The organism is Shinella sp. BE166 (assembly GCF_051201095.1).
Classification (GTDB): domain Bacteria; phylum Pseudomonadota; class Alphaproteobacteria; order Rhizobiales; family Rhizobiaceae; genus Shinella; species Shinella lacus.
In genome coordinates, this window is sequence record NZ_JBPEHL010000002.1 from 577,934 (window position 1) to 596,758 (window position 18,825).

At 63.9% G+C, this 18,825-nt stretch carries 18 protein-coding genes and 1 tRNA gene; 12 read left to right on the forward strand and 7 right to left on the reverse strand.

What is annotated here, in order from left to right:
- Positions 1–39 precede the first annotated feature (39 nt).
- Positions 40–666, forward strand: coding sequence for a hypothetical protein (locus J2Y63_RS06840; protein ID WP_435265422.1), 627 nt, complete (start codon positions 40–42; stop codon positions 664–666).
- Between the two features lie 150 nt (positions 667–816).
- Positions 817–2,376 carry a peptidoglycan DD-metalloendopeptidase family protein gene (locus tag J2Y63_RS06845; protein WP_435265423.1) on the forward strand — a complete coding sequence of 520 codons (1,560 nt, stop codon included), beginning with the start codon at positions 817–819 and terminating at the stop codon, positions 2,374–2,376.
- Between the two features lie 216 nt (positions 2,377–2,592).
- Here the strand turns inward: J2Y63_RS06845 and J2Y63_RS06850 are convergent, their stop codons facing one another.
- Together J2Y63_RS06850 and J2Y63_RS06855 are read right to left on the reverse strand one after the other, a co-directional pair.
- Positions 2,593–2,967, reverse strand: coding sequence for a VOC family protein (locus J2Y63_RS06850; RefSeq protein ID WP_435265424.1), 375 nt, complete (start codon positions 2,965–2,967; stop codon positions 2,593–2,595).
- Positions 2,968–2,974: 7 nt separating this feature from the next.
- Positions 2,975–3,844, reverse strand: coding sequence for an ATP-binding protein (locus J2Y63_RS06855; RefSeq protein WP_435265425.1), 870 nt, complete (start codon positions 3,842–3,844; stop codon positions 2,975–2,977).
- A 183-nt stretch (positions 3,845–4,027) separates the two neighbouring features.
- Here J2Y63_RS06855 and yajC point away from each other — a divergent pair, with 183 nt between their 5' ends.
- The 5 genes from yajC (at position 4,028) to J2Y63_RS06880 (ending at position 8,806) form a co-directional block, all read left to right on the forward strand.
- Complete coding sequence (yajC, locus tag J2Y63_RS06860; protein ID WP_256116042.1) at positions 4,028–4,363, forward strand: preprotein translocase subunit YajC; 336 nt, start codon at positions 4,028–4,030, stop codon at positions 4,361–4,363.
- Positions 4,364–4,512: 149 nt separating this feature from the next.
- On the forward strand, positions 4,513–7,020 hold the full coding sequence (gene secD, locus J2Y63_RS06865; RefSeq protein ID WP_435265426.1) for a protein translocase subunit SecD: 2,508 nt from the start codon (positions 4,513–4,515) through the stop codon (positions 7,018–7,020).
- Positions 7,013–7,399: an Mth938-like domain-containing protein gene (locus J2Y63_RS06870; protein WP_256116040.1), complete on the forward strand. Its 387-nt coding sequence runs from the start codon at positions 7,013–7,015 to the stop codon at positions 7,397–7,399. The genes secD and J2Y63_RS06870 overlap by 8 nt, the downstream gene beginning before the upstream one ends.
- 34 nt (positions 7,400–7,433) lie before the next feature.
- Positions 7,434–8,276, forward strand: a complete 843-nt coding sequence (locus J2Y63_RS06875; protein WP_435265525.1) for a phytoene/squalene synthase family protein — start codon at positions 7,434–7,436, stop codon at positions 8,274–8,276.
- A gap of 77 nt (positions 8,277–8,353) precedes the next feature.
- Positions 8,354–8,806, forward strand: coding sequence for a hypothetical protein (locus tag J2Y63_RS06880; protein WP_435265427.1), 453 nt, complete (start codon positions 8,354–8,356; stop codon positions 8,804–8,806).
- Position 8,807: 1 nt separating this feature from the next.
- On the opposite strand, the gene trmFO is transcribed toward J2Y63_RS06880, so the two are convergent.
- The 3 genes from trmFO to J2Y63_RS06895 form a co-directional block, all read right to left on the reverse strand.
- Complete coding sequence (gene trmFO / locus J2Y63_RS06885; protein ID WP_435265428.1) at positions 8,808–10,217, reverse strand: methylenetetrahydrofolate--tRNA-(uracil(54)-C(5))-methyltransferase (FADH(2)-oxidizing) TrmFO; 1,410 nt, start codon at positions 10,215–10,217, stop codon at positions 8,808–8,810.
- 146 nt (positions 10,218–10,363) lie between these two features.
- A complete protein-coding gene (locus J2Y63_RS06890; RefSeq protein ID WP_023511883.1) occupies positions 10,364–10,507 on the reverse strand; it encodes a DUF1127 domain-containing protein in 144 nt (47 codons plus the stop codon).
- A 346-nt stretch (positions 10,508–10,853) separates the two neighbouring features.
- Positions 10,854–10,997, reverse strand: coding sequence for a DUF1127 domain-containing protein (locus J2Y63_RS06895; protein ID WP_256116034.1), 144 nt, complete (start codon positions 10,995–10,997; stop codon positions 10,854–10,856).
- Positions 10,998–12,093: 1,096 nt separating this feature from the next.
- Here J2Y63_RS06895 and J2Y63_RS06900 point away from each other — a divergent pair.
- The 5 genes from J2Y63_RS06900 (at position 12,094) to J2Y63_RS06920 (ending at position 16,539) form a co-directional block, all read left to right on the forward strand.
- On the forward strand, positions 12,094–13,197 hold the full coding sequence (locus J2Y63_RS06900; RefSeq protein ID WP_435265429.1) for a DUF2157 domain-containing protein: 1,104 nt from the start codon (positions 12,094–12,096) through the stop codon (positions 13,195–13,197).
- A 2-nt stretch (positions 13,198–13,199) separates the two neighbouring features.
- On the forward strand, positions 13,200–13,790 hold the full coding sequence (locus J2Y63_RS06905; RefSeq protein WP_435265430.1) for a GDYXXLXY domain-containing protein: 591 nt from the start codon (positions 13,200–13,202) through the stop codon (positions 13,788–13,790).
- Between the two features lie 136 nt (positions 13,791–13,926).
- A tRNA-Leu gene (locus J2Y63_RS06910) sits at positions 13,927–14,011 on the forward strand.
- A gap of 179 nt (positions 14,012–14,190) precedes the next feature.
- Positions 14,191–15,666: a trigger factor gene (tig, locus tag J2Y63_RS06915; protein ID WP_435265431.1), complete on the forward strand. Its 1,476-nt coding sequence runs from the start codon at positions 14,191–14,193 to the stop codon at positions 15,664–15,666.
- Positions 15,667–15,891: 225 nt separating this feature from the next.
- Positions 15,892–16,539 carry a DUF2306 domain-containing protein gene (locus J2Y63_RS06920; RefSeq protein ID WP_435265432.1) on the forward strand — a complete coding sequence of 216 codons (648 nt, stop codon included), beginning with the start codon at positions 15,892–15,894 and terminating at the stop codon, positions 16,537–16,539.
- On the opposite strand, the gene J2Y63_RS06925 is transcribed toward J2Y63_RS06920, so the two are convergent.
- Together J2Y63_RS06925 and sthA are read right to left on the reverse strand one after the other, a co-directional pair.
- Positions 16,526–17,329 (reverse strand): endonuclease/exonuclease/phosphatase family protein, encoded by an 804-nt coding sequence (locus J2Y63_RS06925; protein WP_435265433.1) that lies wholly within the window; start codon positions 17,327–17,329, stop codon positions 16,526–16,528. The genes J2Y63_RS06920 and J2Y63_RS06925 overlap by 14 nt on opposite strands.
- Positions 17,326–18,732, reverse strand: coding sequence for a Si-specific NAD(P)(+) transhydrogenase (gene sthA / locus J2Y63_RS06930; RefSeq protein ID WP_435265434.1), 1,407 nt, complete (start codon positions 18,730–18,732; stop codon positions 17,326–17,328). Before sthA ends, J2Y63_RS06925 begins: the two co-directional genes overlap by 4 nt.
- Positions 18,733–18,825: the final 93 nt, after the last annotated feature.

Below are 18,825 nucleotides of genomic sequence, written 5' to 3' on the forward strand. Positions count from 1 at the left end.
GGACGCCGATTTTTTGAGGCCGTTCCGATGGAGAGGGAAATGTACGTCTCGAACAGGATCACCAGCAGCTCGACCAGCGACAGCCTCGCCTATCTCGCAGGCAAGGCTGCGGGCAAGGCTGTCGAGGAGAATGCCGAGGCCGGATCGACCGCGCATCTCGCCGGCGGCAGCTACGACCCGTCGTCCCATGTCGGCCTGACGGTCGATGCGCTGCTCGTGCTGAGCGTCGCCAGGGAAGAGACGACTTCCAGCCTGCCGGCGCTGACCGCTGCCGAGCGTGAAAACCTCGATACTGCCCAACTCGAAAAGCGCGAATATGCCGCCTTCGGCCATTTCCTGGAGAAGGACGACCGCAAGGCCTATTATCGCGCCTATGTCGAATATTTCGACAGCATGCCGGCGCAGGACCAACGCAGCGCGCGTTATGCCGGAACACGCGAGCCGGCCGTCGCCGCACTGCAAGCCATCGCCTACAATGAAAGCGCCCTCGACATGACGGCGCCCGATGCCGCCCTCGAAAATGCCGCCGTCCTCGGTGAACGCGCCACGCGCCGCGCGACGCCCATTTCGGCGATCTTCCAGCCAAGTGCTGCCGATGTCGAGAATGTCGCCCGCGTCAACGGCCGCATCTCGCGCGCCGACAGCATGTACGCGACGGGCTTCTGAGGCTTTTCACCCTCGTTTTGCCATGGTGCGGGGGCACCATGGTTATCAATTCATCAAAAACCTGTTGCGGATAGCCCGTCCTTAACCGTGCAGTAACTCTAACGCGCTTTAATCGGTCTACATCAAGTAGCGTACCGATTGGGTAGTCTCATGCGTAAGAGTGTATCGCCGAGTTTTGGTAGGACCGCGACCCGCCTCGTGGCCGCCGCCCTGCTGGCAAGCGTAGCGACCGGGTGCAGCTCGGACGTCTCCCGTTTTGGCGGCCTCTTCTCCTCCTCCGGCTCAGACAACATCACGACGAGTTCGGTCCCGCGCCGCACGCTCTTCGGCAACAATGTCGTGCCGCGCGGCTCGGTCGGCAACGGCCAGCAGGTCGTCGCAACCGACCAGATGGGCACCCGTGAGCAGGCGCTGAACCAGGAATTCCCGGATCAGGGCACGGTCTCCTACGACCCGATCAACACATCCACCACCGGCGGCTCCGGCACGCGGCTCGCCACGACGCCGATGACCGTGCAGCGCGGCGAACTCAACGACCCGACCGCCGGCGCCCGCCAGGAAGCCGAGCGCGACGTCGCCATGGCCCAGGAGCTTCCCGAGCGCAAGGTCAAGGAAGTCGATACGCTCACGACCTCAACCGTCAAGGGCAAGGCCGGCTGGTCGACGAAGAACGCACCGGTCGTCATGCTGCGCCAGGGCGAAAGCGTGAAGACGCTCGCCAACCGCTACGGTGTGCCGGAAAAGGAAATTCTCGCCGCCAACGGCCTGAAGCGCGCTGCGGATGCCGAGCCCGGCCAGAAGATCGTCATCCCAACCTTCAGCACGACGGCAAGTGCCGCTAAGGCCTCGACGGACCACACGCTGAAGGTCGGCGAAAAGCTGCCGACGCCGGAGCGCAAGGGCGAGCAGAACGTCGCCATCCTGCCGGGCACCTCCACCCGGGACAAGGTGAAGTCGGAAACCGGCCAGACGAATTCCAAGGTCGCCGAGGCCGGCGAAGGCAAGGGCAAGTCCGGCTACGAAGTGCAGCCGGGCGACTCGCTTGCCAAGATCGCGCGCAGCAACGGCGTTTCCGTCGATGCGCTGAAGAAGGCGAACGGGCTTGAAACCGCATCGATCCGCATCGGCCAGAAGCTGACGATCCCGGCCGGCGGCGCGAGCGTCGAAACGACGACGGACAAGACGACGACGGCCTCGGTTCCGGTCAACAAGGAAAAGAAGGTCGAGACGACGGAAAAGAAGCCGGAAACCTACAAGGCACCGGTGAAGACTGTCTCCGTGACCGAAGCGACCGAAAAGTCGGACGTAACGGAAGATGCCCCCGAATCGACCGGCATCGGCAAATATCGCTGGCCGGTGCGCGGCGCGGTCATCGCCGGCTACGGCGCCAATGTCGAAGGCAACCGCAACGACGGCATCGATATCTCGGTTCCGGAAGGCACGCCGATCAAGGCCGCTGAAAACGGCGTGGTCATCTATGCCGGCAGCAGCCTGAAGGAACTCGGCAACGCGGTTCTCGTGCGCCACGACGACGGCACCGTCACGGTCTATGGCCATGCCGGCGACCTTAGCGTCCAGCGCGGACAGAAGATCCAGCGCGGCCAGACGGTCGCCACGTCCGGCATGAGCGGCAACGCCACCCGCCCGAAGGTTCACTTCGAAGTGCGCAAGAACGCCACCCCGGTCAACCCGATGACCTTCCTGGAATAGGTTGATCGTCCATAGGAAATACAACAAGGCCCGGTTCGACCGGGCCTTGTTGTTTCTGATAATGCCGCTCGACCTCTCCTCCGTCATGGTCGGGCCTGACCCGACCATCCATCCACGGCCACGCCGCGGATGTGGATCCTCGGCTCAGGGCCGAGGATGACGACAGAGGATGGGGCGAGGTTTACCGATCAAAGCAAGGTGGTCCCGTCGCCTTGCTTATTTCACCTGCGGCTCGCCGATCTCGATCGCATGCCCGTCCGGATCATAAAACCGGAAGACGCGCTGGCCCCAGGCCTGCCGTTCGACCGGGTGTATCAGCTCCACATGCGGCGCGATGGCCGCGAAGGCCGCATCGATATCCTCATGCTCGAAATAGAGCAGCAGGTTCCTTCGCCCGTAGGGCTCTTCCCCGCTTGCTTCCTTTCCCCAGACCGTCTGTTCCAGCGCGCGTCCGTCGTGGATCGCAAAGCCGGTCTCGAAGAGCACGAAGGTCCCGAAATCCTCCAGAATCTTCAGGCCGAGCCTGTCGCGGTAGAAATCCCGGGAGCGACCGATATCACGGACGAAGGGGATCGGATTGACGAAGCGCATCGGCCGGTCATTTCACCAGCGGCTTGCCAAGCCGCCCCGCGAGGTCCTGCACATATTGCCAGGCGACGCGGCCGGAGCGGGAGCCGCGCGTCGTCGCCCATTCGAGCGCCTCGGCGTGGAGCTGTTCCGCCGGGAGGTCGAGATCGAAATGGCCGGCATAGCCGTCGATCATTTCGAGATATTCGGTCTGGCTGCACTTGTAGAAGCCGAGCCAGAGGCCGAAGCGGTCGGAGAGCGATACCTTTTCCTCGACAGCCTCGGAGGGATTGATCGCCGTCGACTGCTCGTTCTCCATCATGTCGCGCGGCAGGAGGTGCCGGCGGTTGGAGGTGGCGTAGAGCAGCACATTGTCCGGCCGGCCTTCCACGCCGCCGTCCAGCGCCGCCTTCAGCGACTTGTAGGACGTGTCGTCATGGTCGAAGGAGAGGTCGTCGCAGAAGATGATGATCGGCGCGGGCGCGTCCTTCAGGATCTCCATCAGCGCCGGCAGCGTCGAAATATCCTCGCGGTGCACCTCGACGAGTTTCAGGCCGCTCCCCGTCTCCTTGGCCGCAAGCGCATGCACCGATTTAACCAGCGACGACTTGCCCATGCCGCGCGCGCCCCAGAGCAGCACGTTGTTGGCCGGCAGGCCGCGGGCGAATCGCACTGTGTTGTCCACCAGGATATCGCGCACATGGTCGACGCCGCGGATGAGCTCGATGTCGATGCGGTTCGGCCGCTTCACCGGCTGGAGGTGCTGGCGGGCCGGCGACCAGACGAAGACGTCGGCGGCGTTCCAGTCGTTGATGGCGGGCGCGGGGCCGGCGAGGCGTTCCAGCGCCGCATTGATACGGCCGATTTCGGCGAGCAAAAGCTTGACGTGGTCTTCCTGCAATTTCTCTCTCCTCATGCGTCCCTGCCGGGTAACATGGGGCGGCGGGTGGCGAAAAGGGGGAAAGCGCTTGAAAAGAGCCGGCTTCTCAGTCTCGTGTGTTGCATTCAAGGCCTGCTTGCCTATATTCCGGCAACCGAAATGGCCCCTCAGGCCGCACAAATTCAAGATTTCAAGGAGTAGCTGATGTTCATTACCGAGGCCTTCGCCCAGACGGCACCCGGCGGGGCAGCTGGCGGTGCAGACATTCTCATGTCGGTCCTGCCGTTTCTGCTGATCTTCGTGGTGATGTATTTCCTCATCATCCGCCCGCAGCGTGCCAACATGAAGCGTCGCGAAGAGCTTCTGAAGAACATCCGCCGCGGCGACCAGGTCGTCACCGGCGGCGGCATCGTCGGCAAGGTCACCAAGGTCGTCGACGACCACGAGCTTGAAGTCGAAATCGCCGAGGGCATGAAGGTGCGCGTCGTGCGCAGCGGCATCAGCGAAGTCCGCGTCAAGGGCGAACCCGTCAAGGAATAACTTGGCCTGCCGCCTGGCCGGGTAAAAACCCGGCCGGACGGCCCGACTGGTTTTCAGCCGGCGTCCGTGCCGGGTTGTTTTTGTTTTTACGCAATGCCAGCAGGACCGCGTTCCGCCCTTTTGCTGGAATTGCCGTAGGCGAGACCGCGATGCAGCAATCCGCCCGCTGGAAGACCGTTTCCCTCTGGCTCGTCCTTGCGGCGAGCCTTCTTGTCATTCTGCCCAGCCTGTTGCCCACGCGCACCGCCGCTCTTCTGCCGGGCTGGCTGACGATGCACCGCCTCGAGCCCGGCATCGACCTCACCGGCGGCTCTCGCCTCGTGCTGGAGGTTTCACGCAGCGACATCGCCGCCGACCGGCTGCGCGCCGCCGTGGAAACGATCGGCAATGCGCTGCGCGCCGCCCGCGTTCCCTATAGCGACCTTAACGGTGCGGACGATACGATCGACGTGACCGTGACGGCGCCCGATCGCGTTGAGGCCGCCCGCACGACGCTGGCAGGCCTCGATCTCGGCACGCTCAGCGAGCCCGAAACCAACGCGTTCCGCCTCGTCCTGTCGGCCGCAGCCATCGACGATTCCGTCCGCGCCGCCTCGCTTGGCGCTGTCGATGCGGTCCGCCGCCGCGTCGAGAGCCTGGATATCCCCACCCTTGTCGTCGGGCGCGGCGAGCATTACCGCATCGTCGTCGCCATGCCGGGCCTCACCAACCCGCAGCGCGTCAAGGACATGCTGGCGCAGGTCGGCCGGCTCTCCGCGCGGCTGGTCGATGACAGCGTGCCGGTCAACACGGCGATCGAGGACGGCACGCCGGCGGGCTCCGAAGTGCTCTACTCCACCGGGGAGCCGCCGGTCGGCTACCTGGTCCGCCAGGACGATCTCTTCACCGCATCGGACGTCGCCTCCGCGCAGCCAGCCGCCAATGGCGAGCCCTTCATCGAATTCGTGCTGAGAGGCGAAGCGACCGAGCGGCTCGCCGCCTTCACGCGCGAAAACAGCGGACGCACCATCGCCATCCTGCTCGACGGCCAGATCATCTCGACCTCGCGCATCCAGGGCGCTATCACGGATGGCGTCGGCCGGCTTTCCGGCGATTTCGACGCTGAGGGTGCGGGAAACCTCGCGCGCATCATCGCCAGCGGCCCGCTGCCCGCACCGCTCACCATCATCGAGGAGCGCTCGATCGAGCCGGCGCTCGGCACGACGTCCCGGGTCACGATGGCCGCTGCGCTCGTCGTCGCTGTCGGGGCCGTCGTCGCCTTCATGACCTTCTTCTATGGCGTGCTCGGGGTCATCGCCTCGATAGCACTGTTCTTCAACGTCATCCTCACCTTCGCCGTGCTGGCGCTGGTCGGGGCGCCGCTGTCGCTTTCCATGATCGCCGGCATTGTGCTCACCGTCGGCATCACGGTGGATGCCAGCGTGCTGATCTTCGAGCGCATTCGCGAGGAAGTGAAGGGCGGGCGCGAGCTCTCGCGCGCGGTTCTGGTCGGCTTCCGCCGTGCCCGCGCCACGGTGCTTGACGCCTCCATCACCATGTTCATTGCCATCGCGGTCCTTTTCCTGCTCTCGGCTGCGCCGGTGCGCGCCTTCGCGCTTGCCGTCGGCATCGGCCTTTTGGCAACGCTCATCACCACCTTCACGCTGACGCGCCGCCTTGTCAGCGCCTGGCTCAACCGCAGCCACGCGACGCACCTGCCGAAGGGCGTGCGCTCCGGCTTTTTCGACAGCCTCAATCTGCGCTTCATGGCGGTGCGTAACGTCGTCTTCCTGATGACGGCCGTGCTCTCGCTCTCCATCGCGGGCCTGCTGATTGCCGGAAAGCTCAAGCCCGGTATCGATTTCACCGGCGGCGCGGCGCTCGAAGTGCAGGCGAAGGCGGGCAATGCCGACCCCGACGATATCGCCGCGCGCCTCACGGATGCCGGCGTCGACGTGCTGAACGTCACCAAGCACCGCGATGCGCGCCACGCGCTGGTGCGGCTGACGTCGGCCGGCGAGGGCGAGAACGCCGAGCAGACCTCCGTGCTCATCGCCCGCGGCGAGCTTGAGGACGATTACGATTTCCGCCGCGTCGAGGTGGTTGGCCCGGCGATTTCCGGCGAGCTGATCGACACCGCGACGCTCGGCTTCGTCGTCGGCCTCCTGGCGCTCGTCGCCTATATCTGGGTCCGCTTCGAATGGCATTTCGCCATCGGCGCGATCATCGCGCTGGCGCATGACGTGTTCTTCACGCTCGGCTTCCTGGCGCTCGCCAAGATCGAGTTCAACATCACCGCCGTCGCGGCCCTCCTGACCGTCGCCGGCTATTCGTTGAACGACACGATGGTCGTCTATGACCGCATCCGCGAGAATCTCAGGAATTTCAAGCAGATGCCGCTACCGATCCTGATCGACGACGCGATCAATCGCACGCTGTCTCGCACCGTGCTGACCTCGGCGACGACGCTGATCGCGCTTTCGGCGCTGGCGCTGTTCGGCGGCGAGGCGATCCGCACCTTCGCGCTGACGCTGCTCTTCGGGGTGGCGATCGGCACCATTTCCTCTATCTATATTGCCGGACCGATCCTTATCCTGTTCCGCCTGCAGCCGGAACGCTACCGCCCGGGCAAGGGTAGTAAGGCACCGGTTACGGAAGCGACGGAAAGCAATGGCTAAAGGCATCGAAATCCGCGAGGCGCACTTCCCCGGTCGTGCGCCGATCGACGCATATGGCAATGGCGGTTTTCGCTTTGCCGACATGTCGCACCGCGGCTCCATCCTCTGCCTGCCCTCCGGCATCCACGGCTGGGACAAGGAGGAGGGCGAGGCGCTGACGGTCGCCGACCTCCAGCGCGTGCTGGACGAGGCGGGCGATATCGAGGTGCTGCTCGTCGGCACCGGCAAGGACATCCGCCCGCTGCCGGCGGATATCAAGGCGGCGCTCAAGGAGCGCCGGATCAGCTCCGACCCGATGAGCACGGGGGCCGCCGTGCGCACGTTCAATGTCATGCTGGCGGAAAGCCGCGCGGTCGCCGCGGCGCTGATCGCGGTGTGACGCGAAAGGCGGTTTTTTCGACGTGACCGACAAGATGGATGCCCATTACGAGCACTGCCTGACGGTGCTTCGCGACACCGATCGCGACCGCTATCTCGCCTGCCTGCTGGCACCAGTGGAAAAGCGCGGCGCGCTTGCTGCGCTCTACGCCTTCAATGCCGAGATCGCCCGCGTGCGCGACGTCGTGCGCGAGGCGCTTCCCGGCGAAATCCGCCTGCAATGGTGGCGCGACCTGCTGGAGGGCGAGGCCGACGGGGACGCCATGGCCAATCCGCTCGCCGCCGGCCTGATGGCCTGCGTCAGGGAACACCGGCTGCCCATCGCCGTGCTGACGGACATGATCGAGGCGCGCATCTTCGACGTCTATAACGACCCGATGGAAAGCCGCGCGTCTTTCGAAGGTTATGCCGGCGAGACGGCCTCCGCGCTGATCCAGCTTGCGAGCCTCGTCCTTGATTCCGCCACCGCGCCGAAATCGGCGGATGCGGCCGGCCATGCCGGCGTGGCGCAGACGGTGGCCGGAACACTCCTGCTGCTGCCGCTCCACCGTCGCCGCGGGCAGGTCTACCTGCCGGCCGATCTCCTGGCCGCGACCGGCCTGGCGCCGGAAGCGCTTCTTGGCGGCAGCGATGCCGCTGCGGCAACGCGCGCGGTGCAGGCATTCGTGGGCCTCGGGCGGGAGCATCTGGCCAAGGCGCGGGCGGCGGGCGGCGTCTCGCCGGCGAATCGCCCCGCCTTTTTGCCCGTCGCCCTCGTTCCGCATATATTGGACGCCGCCGAAAAGGCGGGCGCTGCGGTGCTGGAACGGTCCCCCCAGCCGGCGCAGTGGCGGCGTCAATGGTGGATGTGGCGGGCGATGCGGCGCGGGCCGTTCTAAAAATTGACGAGACGCAAAACTGGCGCAAGCCTTGTCGGCTACAGCGTCAGGACGTTTTTCGCGGAGGAGTCGCGCCGATGCTCTGGACCATCACCATCGCCAGCCTGCTCTTGGCCGGCCTGGTCTTTCGTCAGATGTTTCGCCGGGAGGAGGAGCAGGAGCTGGCGGGCGAGGATGCCGGCCTGGCGATCCTGGAATTCGGCCGTGCGTTTCCCGACGAGGCGATCCGCGAGATGGTCACCACCGCAAACGGCCGCACGGTGTTCCTGCGGCTGCATGACGGCAAGGCCGGCTGCATGAATGCGCACGGCCACCACTATTCCTGCCATCTCATCGAACCCGGCACGGTACGCGTCAACGGCGCCGGCCCGAAGCGCCTCGATATCAAGTTCGCCAATGCCGCCTACGAGGGGGGCACCTTCGAGTTCCGCGACGAGCGGGACGCCGCGGAAGTCTCGCTGTGGCTGCTCGGCAGCTTCATGCCTGGTATCGCCAGCGCCGACCCGCAGGCCGCGGGCCAGCCGCACTAATTCACAGGCTTAACCAGCGCGCGCAGTCTTCCAGCGCGCGGGCGGCGGTCGCGTGCTTCTTGGCGATCGCCTTGTCCTTGCCGCGAAAGCGCTTCAGGCCTTCGGGCCTGATCACCGCGCCCGGCTCCAGCGGCGGAAACAGGCCGAAATTGACGTTCATCGGCTGGAAGGAACGTTTGCCCGGCTCGTCGTCGGAGACGATGTGGCCGCCGGTAATATGGTTCAGCAGCGCACCGAAGGCGGTGGTTTCCGGCGGCAGCGAGGGCGTCTCGCCCAGCCGCTCGGCGGCGGCGAACCGGCCGGCGAGCAGGCCGATGCTGGCGCTTTCCACATAACCTTCGCAGCCGGTGATCTGGCCGGCGAAGCGCAGGCCCTGGCGGCCTTTCAGCGTCAGCGAACGGTCGAGCAGCGTCGGCGAGTTGATGTAGGTGTTGCGGTGCAGGCCGCCGAGGCGGGCGAATTCCGCATTTTCGAGCCCGGGAATCAGGCGAAAGATCTCTGCCTGCGCGCCATATTTCAGCTTTGTCTGGAAGCCGACCATGTTGTAGAGCGTGCCGAGCGCATTGTCCTGGCGCAGCTGCACGACGGCATAGGCCTTGACGGTCGGGTTGTGCGCATTGGTGAGGCCCATCGGCTTCATCGGCCCGTGGCGCAGCGTCTCGCGGCCGCGCTCCGCCATCACCTCGATCGGCAGGCAGCCGTCGAAATAGGGCGTGCCTTCCCATTCTTTAAAGCCCGTCGTGTCGCCGGCGATCAGCGCATCGATGAAGGCATTGTACTGCGCCTCGTCCATCGGGCAGTTGATATAGTCCTTGCCCGTGCCGCCCGGGCCGACCTTGTCGTAGCGCGACTGGAACCAGCAGATTTCCATGTCGATGCTTGCCGTGTGCACGATCGGCGCGATGGCATCGAAGAAGGCGAGCGAATCGGCGCCGGTGCGCGCCTGGATCGCTGCGGCGAGCGATGGTGCGGTCAGCGGACCGGTCGCGATGATCGCCTGGTCCCATTCCTCCGGCGGCAGTCCGGTCACTTCCTCGCGCGTGATGGTGATCAGCGGGTGGCTTTCGAGCGCGGCCGTGACGGCGACGGAAAAACCGTCGCGATCGACCGCAAGCGCGCCGCCGGCCGGCACCTGGTTGGCATCCGCCGAGCGCATGATCAGCGAGCCGGCCAGCCGCATCTCGGCATGCAGCACGCCGACCGCATTGCTGGTCGCGTCGTCGGAGCGGAAGGAGTTGGAACAGACGAGCTCGGCAAGGCCGTCCGTCTTGTGGGCATCCGTGCCGCGCACGCCGCGCATTTCATGCAGGATGACGGGCACGCCACGCTCGGCGATCTGCCAGGCAGCTTCGGAGCCGGCAAGGCCGCCGCCGATGACGTGGATGGGGGCTGGGGAGGAGGTGTTGCTCATGGCCGGTTCGTTACCACGGCGGCGTGCGGCTTTCCATCACCCCGAAATCAAAAGCTTGAATCAAAAACGGCACCAGATGGTGCCGTTTGAAGCGTTCCTCGCGCGTCGCCTATTCCGGCCGCAGCGGCGGAAATTCGGCTGATGTCTTAGCGGAAGGAACGGGCTGCGATGTCGCGGATGTCGTAACGCGTCAGGCCGATGTCGGACAGCGTGTGGTTCGACAGGTTGCCGAGTTCGTTCATCGTGCGGCGGTAGGAAATCCAGTTCTTTGCAATGCGGATCGGGTTCATCGTCTTTGCTCCTCGAAGCGGTTGTCCGGGACGTCTGTCAACCGGTTTGTGATGCTTATATACGCGACACTCTTGTTAATGTGCAGTGCAAAGAAAATGCAGCTGCTATGCATTTGTGCAATAAGACGATCACGGATCGGGCAGTTGCGAACGGTGCGAGCAGAATAGGCAGAAAGTGCCGATATTCCAGGCGGATAGAGATTTTCAGCATTTTCGGAGAAGAAAGTCGGGCGTGTCGCAGACGATGAATCGCGGCATTGTGCGGCGCAATAAGTCGAGCACAGCAAAACGCCCTCCGGCGGGAACCGGAGGGCGTTCGAAAAAGGACCGTTAAAGGTCGTTCGGCTTAGTTGGAAGCCTTGCGAGCGATGTACGGGATATCGCTGCGGCCGATGCCGAGGTCGCGGAGCTCGCGGTCCGACATGCGGCCGAGTTCGTTGACGGTCTGACGATACTTGCGCCAGTTGTTAAAAGAGCGTGCCAGGTTCATGTGATTACCCCTTTCTTGGGCTTCGTACTGGGCGGCCGCTCGTCTTTGGCGCCGCCCTGATCTGATGAAACGGAATATACGCTGCGCCGCCGAAAAGAAAAGCGCTGTTCCAGCACGGCACCCATGCGTTTTGCGCATGTCAAGCAGAAATTTTGGCAAAATTCTGGCCAAAATCCGGGCTTTTGGCCACAAAGGTTAAGGCCGGTATGCATCTCTGGTTGGGTGCAGTGCAAAAAGAAACGCCCGCCGGGGAGGAGATCCGGCGGGCGTTTCTGGTCTCGATCGGCAACCTGGGAGGAGGAGGGGTGCCGATCCTGTCGGGGACGTTGGGAGGAGGAGATCGTCGCCCGACCGATGAGAGAAATATAGGATGGCGCCGCCGCATAAAAAAGAGCGGGATCGGAATGGCACCCATGCGTCGCTTGCATGCGTTCAACGTCAGGCGCGCGAATTGCGCAAACTTTGCGCGGATCTACGCAGCGTCGAAGGATTTTGCCGGGAAAGGGAGGGCGCGCCATGCGTCTGGCGCAAATAATAACGCCCGCTGGGGGAGGAGATCCAGCGGGCGTCATTGAAGGTGACTGGCAACTGGGAGGAGGAGTGTTGCCAATCGTATCGAAGCGACGCTGGGAGGAGGAGTGCGTCGCCCCGAATTCCATTTCGATCCCCGTTTCCGGACATCGGGTCTTCAGGCATCATGCCAGGCGTTCGACCAATCCGCTCTTCCGGTCCTCTGTCGCCTTACGAAACGCGGCGCCTTGATTTCCGGGCCGGACCATCTCTGATCCGATGACTGAACTATAACCACGCCCGTCGAATTTGTGCAGTGCAATATGGGCATGGATGATATGCGCCTGCTGCATGCCCGAAACCGCCGAGCCAATCGGCTCTTGAGGGCTAGAATTACCATGTATTTCTTTATTTCCCGTTAATCTTGGTGGTCATTGGTCCGCATTCAAGGGCGTAACTTGCGAAGATTTGCCCATTTTTCGAATTTTCGCCCCGATTGCGAATTTCTCCGCAACCTATATCGTCCCTGTTGACAGAGCCGGAATCGGCGCGATCGAGTGATATTTTCGGAACGGAGCGGGAACGCATGTACAGGGGCAGGCTGGAGCGCGACCTCAAACTCTGGGAGGTGCAGGGCCTGATCGACGCGCCGACCGTCGGGCGGCTGCTCAAGGAATACGATTCCCGCCCCAGTTCCTTCAGCCTCGGCCGCGTGCTGATGATCATCGCCGCACTGCTGGTCGCCGCCGCGGTCCTGCTGCTGGTCGCCGCCAACTGGGATGCCATTCCGCGCCTCGTGCGGCTCGTCGGCATCGTCGGGCTGATCTGGGGCGCCTATCTGGCCGGCGCGGTGCTCATCACGCGCGGCGCAGAGCGGCTCGCCGCCGCCTTCCTGGTGTTCGGCACGCTCGCCTTCGGCGGCGCGATCGCGCTCGTCGGGCAGATGTACCATCTTTCCGGCGATACGTTCCAGGCGATGCTCGTATGGTTCGTCGGCGCGGTCGTGGCGGCTGCGCTCTTCCGCTCGGGCGCCGTCACTGCCGTAGCGGGTTTCCTGGCCTTCGTCGTGTCCGGTGCGGACTGGACGCAATCCTACAGCGCCAATGAGACCGTGCTGCTCTGGCTGATGCCGCTGATGGCCGTCATCATTATCCTGCTGGTGCGGTATACCAGCGCCGCGCGGGTCCGCCATCTCGCCTATCTGCTGCTCGTCACCTGGCTCGCCTTTATCTATAGCGAATATGAGACGCCGACGACCGCCATCGCGATTGCCGCCTTCGGCGCGGTCGCCTATCTGCTGGCCGCCGTGCCGCAGTCGCCGTTGCATGCCTTCGCCCGCACGGCCGGCGCCGCACCCGCCTTCTATTCCTACCTGGTGCTGATGGTCGGCCTTCTCGTGCTGCATGCCGAATTCGACAATGTGGCGGACCGGCTGTTCCTCGGCATCCTCACGCTTGCCGCCGCCATCGCCGGCATTGCACTTTCGGGCAAGGAGAATGGGGCCGTGCGCTATCTCGGCTACGGTGCTTTCGCCGCCGAGACGCTCTATCTCGCCTCCGAAACGATCGGCTCGATCATCGGCACGTCCGGCTTCTTCCTCGTCTCGGGCCTGGTGGTGGCGCTGATCGCCTGGGGCGTCATCGCGCTGGAGCGGCGGTTTTCCAAGGCTGAAACCAAGGTGGAGGCGTGAGCATGACGATATCCAATTTCTTCCGCGTGCCCCCGCTTGCCGCAGCCATCGTCGCCGCGGCGCTCCAGACGGCGGTGCTCGGCTATATGGTCGAAAGCCGCGCCTCGATCCTGCGCAGCGGCGCCGACATTAAATTGAAGACGCTGCCCGTCGATCCGCGCGACCTGCTGCGCGGCGACTACGTCATCCTGTCCTATCCGATCTCGACGATCCCGAAGGATATCGTGACGGGCGAGATACCGAAGGACAGCCAGCAGGTGCGCATGTCGGTGCGGCTGAAGCCCGGCGCGGACGGCCTGTGGACGGCGAGCGAGGCGAGCTTCGGCGCTCTGGCGCCGGCGGAAGGCAGCGTCGTGCTGCGCACGCTGCCCTTTGAATATTACTCTTCGGTGGACAACGTCCTGCCGGATAACATCTTCGTCAGCTACGGCATCGAGCGCTATTATGTGCCGGAAGGCGAGGGCAAGGTGCTGGAGGATGCCCGCAACCAGGAGGAACTGGAGGTGGAGGCGCGCGTCTCGAAGGAGGGCACGCCGCAGATCGCCCGGCTCATCCTGAAGGGCGAGCCGATTTATGATGAACCGCTCTATTGACGAGAACGGGCTGGATCACGCCGCTCTGCCCCGCATTTTTCCTTTGATCCGCCGGAAACGGGTGATATAGAGACGCCGCGCTCGGAGGGCGCCACGGCAGCGGCCATGCCGCCCGTGGCACTGCAGAATCTGAGACGCGGGTATGGTGAAATTGGTAGACACGCCAGATTTAGGTTCTGGTGCCGCAAGGCGTGGGAGTTCAAGTCTCTCTACCCGCACCAGAGCCACGAACCGTGGAAATGGAGGTTTCCGCGGGGTGTGGACATTTGAGAGCGCCATTTTGCTTGCCAAAAGGCCACGGAATTCAGTAAAGCCACCGCTGGCAAATGGACCGGCGGGGTGCTCGCCATAACCGGCAGGCCGGTTTGAGCACCGCCAACTCGAAATTGAAGGTTTGAACATGCAGGTTATCGAAACGCTCGCTGAAGGGCTGAAGCGCGAAATCAAGGTCGTTATCCCGGCCAAGGACATGGAAGCTCAGATGAACGAGCGTCTTGAAGACGCCAAGGGCCGTGTCCGCATCAACGGCTTCCGTCCGGGCAAGGTCCCCTTCGCCCATCTCAAGAAGATGTACGGCAAGTCGATCATGGCTGAGCTCGTCAACGAGATCATCCGCGACCGTCCGTCGGCGATCCTTTCCGAGCGTGGCGAAAAGTCGGCGACCCAGCCGGAAATCGTGATGACCGAAGACCAGGCCGAAGCGGAAAAGATCCTTGCCGCCGAAGCCGATTTCGAATTCACCCTGTCCTACGAAGTCATTCCGGCGATCACGCTGAAGGACGCTTCCGGCATCGCCGTCACGCGCGAAGTCGTTGAAGTCGACGCTGCCGAGGTCGACGAGCAGATCCTGAAGATCGCCGAAAGCGCGCGTTCCTACGAAACCAAGAAGGGCAAGGCCGCCGACGGCGACCGCGTCACGATCGATTACCTCGGCAAGGTCGATGGCGAAGCCTTCGACGGCGGCAAGGACGAAGACGCGGAACTCGTCATCGGCTCCAACCGCTTCATCCCGGGCTTCGAAGAGCAGCTCATCGGCCTGAAGGCTGGCGACGAGAAGGTCATCACCGTTACCTTCCCGGCCGATTACCCGGCTGAAAACCTCGCCGGCAAGGAAGCCACCTTCGACATCAACGTCAAGGAAGTCGCTGCCGCCGCCGACGTCGAGATCAACGACGACCTCGCCAAGAAGCTCGGCCTCGAATCGGCCGACAAGCTGCGCGAAATCGTCCGCGGCCAGATCGAAAGCCAGTACGGCTCGGTCACCCGCCAGAAGGTCAAGCGTCAGATCCTCGACCAGCTCGACGAGATGTACAAGTTCGATTCGCCGGAACGCCTGGTCGACGCCGAGTTCGAAAACATCTGGCGCCAGATCAACACGGACCTCCAGCAGTCCGGCAAGACGTTCGCTGACGAAGACACGACGGAAGAAGCCGCTCGCGAAGAATATCGCAAGCTCGCCGAACGCCGCGTCCGCCTCGGCCTCGTTCTCTCGGAAATCGGCGAAAAGGCCGGCGTCCAGGTGACCGACGAAGAGATGCAGCAGTCGCTTTACCAGCAGCTCCGCCAGTTCCCGGGCCAGGAAAAGCAGATCCTCGAATATTTCCAGAAGACCCCGGGTGCCGCCGCTTCGCTGCGCGCGCCGATCTTCGAAGAAAAGGTCGTCGATCACCTGCTCAGCGAGATCAAGGTGACGGACAAGGCCGTCTCCAAGGACGAGCTGATGGCTGAAGACGAAGAGGGTTCCGAAAAGGAAACCAAGAAGGCTGCGCCGAAGAAGAAGGCTGCCGCCAAGGCTGAAGCAACGGACGGCGAAGAAGCCGCTCCGAAGAAGAAGGCCCCGGCCAAGAAGAAGGCCGCCGAAGGCGACGCCGAATAATCGGATCGACCCGATCGAATACGAAGAGGCCGCCCACTGGGCGGCCTTTTTGCGTTTGGACAGAATGTTTCCGCGTAGACCGGGCAGCCACGCGCGGCCTCCGCAACAAAGTGCAGCACAACGAAACCCGCCAATACGCTCGATTATGCCAGTGATGACCATGTCGAAAACGCGGTCGCCGCCTGCTGTGCAAATAGCGCGGCCGCAATGCCGGAGTGCGCCCGCATGTTGAAATCAACTGTCGCCATCAGCAGGTTCGTCCTGCTTTGGATTCTGTGTCCCGTGGTGGCCATTGCCTCCTTTCGCTTTCTCCTCGGAGGCGTCGAGGTGACGATGGCCGACTTCGTCTATCACGCCAACCTGCGGCCGGTCGCATTCTATGCCCATATCGTTCTGGCGTCGGTCGCGCTTGCTCTCGTGCCCGTGCAGTTGTGGCCGGGGTTGCGGCAACGCCGCATCACCCTTCACCGCATCCTCGGGAGGGTTTATGCGATTTCGATTCTCGCCTCCGGCGCCGGCGGCTTCTTTCTGGCGGTGGGCACCGAATCGGGCGCTGTTGCCGCCTCTGGCTTCGGCTGCCTGGCCATTGCCTGGGTCGGCACGACGGTCTACGGCGTCATTCTCGCGATGACGGGGGATGTGGCGGCGCATCGCCGCTGGATGATCCGCTCCGCCGCCCTGACGATGGCTGCGGTGACACTTCGCATCTACCTCGGGCTCTCCGTCGTGGCCGGCCTGTCCTACGACGAGGTGGCCGGCGCGCTGGCGTGGGGATGCTGGATACCCAATCTTCTTCTTGCTGAGGTCATCGTGCGCCGGAGCAAATCCGGGCAGCGGCGGGCAGGCCTGCGACCCGTCGTCAGCCGAGGGTGAGGAGCAGTGCCCGGTGATCTGAGACTTCAGGTGTTTCCACGACGGTGAACTCGGCGACCGTTATTTCCGCATTCACCAGCAGGTAGTCCGCATAGCGGCCGGGCTTCTTGTAGAGCGAGGTTCGCGTGTCGGTGAAGCCGCGGGTCGTGACGAGGTCGGTGAGGCCGAGCTGTTCGAGTGTCTTGAAGGTGCGGCTGTCGGGCAGCAGGTTGAGGTCGCCGCAGAGCACGAGGCCTTCTTCCTTGCGATGCAGGCGCTCGATGAGCGCGACGAGGGCGTCGGCCTGCGCATCACGGACGGGAGAATCGCCCTTGCCGTCTTCCGTCCGCAGGCCGTGGAGTTGCACGACGGACAACGCGCGATCGGCCGCGTAGTCGTAGAGGCGGAAAGCGTGGGCGTTGCGGGCGCGTGGATGGGTGCCGAACCCATGCGGGGAATAGGCGCCGTGCACGAAATCGAGCGCCTGGCCGATCACCGCGATGTCCTGCCGGATGAAGGTGGCGAGGCCGAATTCCTGCCAGCAGGCTTGGTCACCGTCCAGCAATTCGCCGCGCATGGCCGGCGCGAAGAAGCCGTCATGGGCGGAAAGCGCGCTGGCGATGTCCCGGTAGAGATTGGCGCGCTGCTGGAGTTCCACCGCGCCGTCGCGATACGTGAGCCAGTCCGACCGCGCGGCGACGGCCCGAGGCACTTCCTGCAGGCAATAGATATCGGCATCGACTGCGGCGAGATAGTCGATGAGCGGCGCGTGCAGCATGCCGCCCCAGACGTTCAGCGACAGGATCTTCATGCCGTCTGCGACAGGTCGCCCATGCGGTTCCAGGCGTCGAGGCCGGCGATCTTGTAGGCTTCGGCAAGCGTCGGGTAGTTGAAGGTGTTTTCGACGAAATATTCGACGGTGCCCTTCAGGTTCAGCACGGCCTGGCCGATATGGACGAGTTCGGTCGCGCCTTCGCCGACGATGTGCACGCCGAGCAGGCGGCGGGTCTTCAGCGAGAAGATCATCTTCAGCAGGCCGGAATTGAGGCCCATGATATGGCCGCGCGAGGTCTCGCGGAACCGCGCCATGCCGCATTCATAGGGAATGCCGCGTTCCTTGACCTCTTCCTCGGTCAACCCGCAGGTCGAGATTTCCGGCACGGCATAGATGCCGTAGGGGAAATATTTCGGCGGCTCCTTGGCAATGGCGCCGACGGCGACGCGGGCGGCGATGCGGCCCTGTTCCATCGAGGTCGAGGCAAGCGCCGGAAAGCCGACCACATCGCCGGCGGCGAAGATATGCGGCACTTCGGTCTGGAACGTCTCCGGATTGACGCTGAGGCGACCGCGCGAATCGGCGGTGAGGCCGGCGGCGGCAAGGTTCAGGCTGTCCGTCGCACCGACGCGGCCGGCGGCATAGAGCACCATGTCGCAGGTGACGTGGCGGCCGTTGTCCAGCGTGATCTCGCACTTGCCGTTTTCGAGCTTCTCCACCTTGTCGGCCTTCTGGCCGAGGATCAGCTTCATGTTGCGGTCGCGCAGATCATGGGTGAACTCCTCGATAATTTCCTTGTCGATGAAATCGAGGATCGTCGCCTTGGGATCGATAACCGTCACCTGCGTGTCGAGCGCGCTGAAGATCGTGGCATATTCGATGCCGATGACGCCGGCGCCGATGACGGCCATGGAGCGCGGCAGGCTCTGGATGTCGAGCAGCTCGTCGCTGTCGAGCACGCTGACGCCGTCGAACGGAATGCTGCTCGGGCGATAGGGCTTGGTGCCGACCGCAAGCATGATGCCGGCGCCCTTCACATGCACGATCTCGCCGTCGTCCTTGGCGATTTCCATCGTGTCGGGCGTGACGAACTTCGCCTTGCCGCGGATGTGCTGCACGCGGTTGCGCGCGAACTGGTGCTCCAGCACGTCGACCTCGTGGTCGAGCGTGATGAGCAGGCGGCGGCGCAGGTCGTCGGCGCTGATTTCCTGCTTCACGCGATAGGAGCGGCCATAAAAACCGCGCTCGCGCCAGCCGGAGAGGTTCAGCGCAGTCTCGCGCAGCGTCTTCGACGGGATCGTGCCGGTGTGCACGGAAACGCCGCCGACGCGCTTGCCCTGTTCGATGACGAGAACCTTGCGCCCGAGCTTGGCGGCCTGGATGGCGCCACGGCGGCCTGCGGGGCCGCTGCCCACGACGACGAGATCGAATTCCTGCATGTGAGGGTGCCCCAGTCTTTTGCGGGAAGAATCATATTGCGTTGCAGCAATTGTCTTCGCCTCGCATTTTTACGTCAACCGAATGTGACAGCG

Bases quoted from the DNA above. Each gene is read 5' to 3' on its own strand.
- J2Y63_RS06920 (WP_435265432.1), top strand. From the start codon at position 15,892: ATGTTGAAATCAACTGTCGCCATCAGCAGGTTCGTCCTGCTTTGGATT.
- J2Y63_RS06840 (WP_435265422.1), top strand. From the start codon at position 40: ATGTACGTCTCGAACAGGATCACCAGCAGCTCGACCAGCGACAGCCTC.
- J2Y63_RS06895 (WP_256116034.1), bottom strand. From the start codon at position 10,997: ATGAACCTGGCACGCTCTTTTAACAACTGGCGCAAGTATCGTCAGACC.
- sthA (WP_435265434.1), bottom strand. From the start codon at position 18,732: ATGCAGGAATTCGATCTCGTCGTCGTGGGCAGCGGCCCCGCAGGCCGC.
- trmFO (WP_435265428.1), bottom strand. From the start codon at position 10,217: ATGAGCAACACCTCCTCCCCAGCCCCCATCCACGTCATCGGCGGCGGC.
- J2Y63_RS06845 (WP_435265423.1), top strand. From the start codon at position 817: ATGCGTAAGAGTGTATCGCCGAGTTTTGGTAGGACCGCGACCCGCCTC.
- J2Y63_RS06880 (WP_435265427.1), top strand. From the start codon at position 8,354: ATGCTCTGGACCATCACCATCGCCAGCCTGCTCTTGGCCGGCCTGGTC.
- yajC (WP_256116042.1), top strand. From the start codon at position 4,028: ATGTTCATTACCGAGGCCTTCGCCCAGACGGCACCCGGCGGGGCAGCT.
- J2Y63_RS06900 (WP_435265429.1), top strand. From the start codon at position 12,094: ATGTACAGGGGCAGGCTGGAGCGCGACCTCAAACTCTGGGAGGTGCAG.
- J2Y63_RS06875 (WP_435265525.1), top strand. From the start codon at position 7,434: ATGGATGCCCATTACGAGCACTGCCTGACGGTGCTTCGCGACACCGAT.
- J2Y63_RS06870 (WP_256116040.1), top strand. From the start codon at position 7,013: ATGGCTAAAGGCATCGAAATCCGCGAGGCGCACTTCCCCGGTCGTGCG.
- secD (WP_435265426.1), top strand. From the start codon at position 4,513: ATGCAGCAATCCGCCCGCTGGAAGACCGTTTCCCTCTGGCTCGTCCTT.
- tig (WP_435265431.1), top strand. From the start codon at position 14,191: ATGCAGGTTATCGAAACGCTCGCTGAAGGGCTGAAGCGCGAAATCAAG.
- J2Y63_RS06890 (WP_023511883.1), bottom strand. From the start codon at position 10,507: ATGAACCCGATCCGCATTGCAAAGAACTGGATTTCCTACCGCCGCACG.
- J2Y63_RS06905 (WP_435265430.1), top strand. From the start codon at position 13,200: ATGACGATATCCAATTTCTTCCGCGTGCCCCCGCTTGCCGCAGCCATC.
- J2Y63_RS06850 (WP_435265424.1), bottom strand. From the start codon at position 2,967: ATGCGCTTCGTCAATCCGATCCCCTTCGTCCGTGATATCGGTCGCTCC.
- J2Y63_RS06925 (WP_435265433.1), bottom strand. From the start codon at position 17,329: ATGAAGATCCTGTCGCTGAACGTCTGGGGCGGCATGCTGCACGCGCCG.